The organism is Streptomyces racemochromogenes (genome assembly GCF_044129415.1).
Classification (GTDB): Bacteria; Actinomycetota; Actinomycetes; order Streptomycetales; family Streptomycetaceae; genus Streptomyces; species Streptomyces racemochromogenes_A.
Genome location: NZ_JBBDHD010000268.1, coordinates 1 through 2,790, shown reverse-complemented (window position 1 = coordinate 2,790; position 2,790 = coordinate 1). Strand labels below are relative to the sequence as shown.

Sequence of the window (2,790 nt, the reverse complement as noted above, 5' to 3'; positions counted from 1 at the left end):
CCCCCCCCCGTTTTTAAAATAAACGCCCACCACCGATAAAAACAAAAGAATATTGTCGTCGCCAGGGTCTTTTTTTAATAAGACACCGCGGCCGGCCCGTCAGCGGGCGGGCCGGCCGGGGCGGCCGGGGCCGCGGGGACGGGGGAGGGCAGGGCCCACCAGGCCGCGAGCCCGATGATCACACCGGTGAGGACGGTGGAGGGGCCGCCGATGTCCGCGTAGAGGAAGTCGGTCAGCTGCCAGACGAACAGGCCGACCGCGACCAGCCCGCAGTCGCGCAGCCCCTTGTCGGGGGCCGCCGCGTACCGGCGCAGGCCCGCGACGAGCAGGGCGGCCCAGCCACCCGCGAGCGCGAGCAGTCCGACGAGGCCCTGTTCGCCGAGGACGAGCAGGTACATGTTGTGCGGGGACAGCAGTGGCTGTTTCAGGAAGGCCTGGCCGGCGCCGGCGGTGTCGCTGCCGGAGGACAGTCCGAGCGAGGAGTGCCCGTCGCGGTGGGCGGGAAAGCCCTTGAGGCCCACGCCGACGGCCGGCCGCTCGCGCCACATCGACTCGGCGGCGGCCCACATCGTGTAGCGGTCGGTGACCGACTGGTCGGGGGCGCTGGAGACCCGGGTGATGGAGTCGAGGCGCTCGGCGACCATCTCGGAGCCCAGCCCGAGCCCGCCGACGAGGACCACCCCGAGGGCGGTCAGGGCCACCAGCACCGCCAGCGCCCGCCGGATCCCGGCCAGGCACATGACCAGCAGCGCGGCCCCGGCGGTGGCGATCCACGCGCCGCGGCTGAAGGACAGCACCAGCGGCACCACCAGCGCCAGGGCGCAGCCCCCGGCGGCCCGGCGGACCTTCGCGGGCAGTCCCGGCGCGAGCGCGGCGGCGGTGGCGACGATCAGCCCGTAGGCGACGACGGTGGCCATGCCCATGACGTCACCGGGGCCGAAGGTGCCCACGGCGCGGATGTCCTCGCCCTGGTAGGAGGCCCCGGTGTGCGTGGCGTACTGCACGACCCCCACCGCGCCCTGCACCAGGCCGAGCACCACGAAGCAGCCGGCGGCCAGCCGGAACTCGCGGGCGTCGCGCACCAGCAGCACCACGGCCGCCGGGACCAGGACGAACACCTGGAGGTAGCGCACGAACCCGGGCAGCGCGGCGTACGGGTCGCCGGCGGTCATGGTGGAGACGGCGAGCCCGATCCCCGGGGCCCCGAGGACGAGGACGCCCAGGGGGTTCAGCCTCCGCACCCGGCCGCGCAGGGCCTGTACGGCGCAGACCAGGGCGAGCAGCAGCGAGGCGGCGTCGGCGGGGCCGACCTTCCCGGAGGCGGTGGCGTCGCCGGCCGGGAGCGGGACGAGCAGGAGCAGGACGGTCGCGGCGAGCGGCAGCAGCGGCCAGTGCCGGCGCGCCGCGCCGGTGCCGGTGGCGTCGGGCAGGCGTAGGGATCCGGGGACGGCGAGGGTCATGGCTCAGCTCCCGCCCAGCCGGAAGCGGAAGAAGGAGGCGGCGGTCCGGGCGAGGATCCACAGGTCCTGCCAGAGCGACCAGGTGTCGATGTAGTGGTTGTCGAAGCGGGCCCGGTCCTCGATGGAGGTGTCCCCGCGCAGCCCGTTGATCTGGGCGAGTCCGGTGATGCCGACGGGCATCCGGTGGCGGGCCTCGTAGCCGGGGTGGATGCTGCTGAACTTGGCGACGAAGAAGGGGCGTTCGGGGCGGGGGCCGACCAGGCTCATGTCGCCGCGGACCACGTTCCACAGCTGCGGCAGCTCGTCCAGCGAGGACTTGCGCAGGAAGGAGCCGACGGGGCTCATCCGGCGGTCGCCGGCCACGGTCCAGCGGGTGGCGGACTCGTGCTCGTCGGCGCGCAGGGTGCGGAACTTCAGCAGGGTGAAGGGGCGGCCGTAGAGGCCGACCCGCTCCTGGCGGAAGATCACCCCGGGCCCGTCGGAGAGGCGTACGGCCAGTGCGCAGGCTCCCATGACGGGGGCGGCGGCGAGCAGGGCGAGGGCCGCGAGGGCGGAGTCGATGAGCCGCTTGGCGGAGCGCTCCAGCGGCCGCGCGGGGCGGGGCAGCAGGGGCTGGACGGCGTAGCCCCACAGCTGGTCGGCGGGGTGGGCGACGCGCATGCCGGTGACCTTGGCGGTGCCGGCCGGGTCGGCGAGCCAGAGCCGGCAGCCGTGATCGTGGAAGAGGCGGACCAGGGCGGCGGTGCGCTCGTCGGCCTCGGGCGGCCGGGTGAGGACGGCGCAGCGCACGGAGTTCTGGATGACGGCCCGGCGGACGTCCTCGTGGGTGGTGAGGACGGGCAGCGGGCCGCCGTCGCCGTCGGCGGGTTCGGCGGTGTCGGCGATCCCGACGGGCCGCAGCCCGTACTCGGGGCGGCCGTGCAGGGCGGCGGCGACCGCGCCGGCGCCCTCGCCGGGGCCGACGACGAGGGTGGATTCGGGGTGGGCGACGGCGGAGCGGCGCCACAGCCCGTGGACGAGCCCCCGCCCGGCGCAGGCGAGGACGACCTGGAGGCAGACGGCGGTGAGCAGCGCGTTCCAGCCGAGGGCGCGTTCGGGTGCGGTGGCGGCGAGGACGGCGGCCGCCCCGCACCACAGGGCGGCGGCCCGGCCGGCCAGGGCGGGCAGTTCCAGGAGGGCGGAGGGTGCCAGGCGGGGCCGGTAGAGGCCGCCCTGCGCCTGGAGGGCGGCGTTGGCGGCGGCGAGCAGGAGGGGGCCCCCCCCCCCCGCCCCCCGGGGGTTCCGCGGGCCCGGCCCCGGGGGGAACGGAGTTTCATATAAAAAAAAAACA

The 2,790-nt window shown here is 75.3% G+C and carries 2 protein-coding genes; both read right to left on the bottom strand.

The features are described from left to right. Window positions 1-74 precede the first annotated feature (74 nt). Window positions 75-1,460, bottom strand: a complete 1,386-nt coding sequence (locus WDV06_RS36620) for an O-antigen ligase family protein (protein WP_395514124.1) — start codon at window positions 1,458-1,460, stop codon at window positions 75-77. A gap of 3 nt (window positions 1,461-1,463) precedes the next feature. After that, entirely contained in the window at window positions 1,464-2,708 is a 1,245-nt protein-coding gene (locus WDV06_RS36615; protein ID WP_395514125.1) for an exopolysaccharide biosynthesis polyprenyl glycosylphosphotransferase, read from the bottom strand. Window positions 2,709-2,790: the final 82 nt, after the last annotated feature.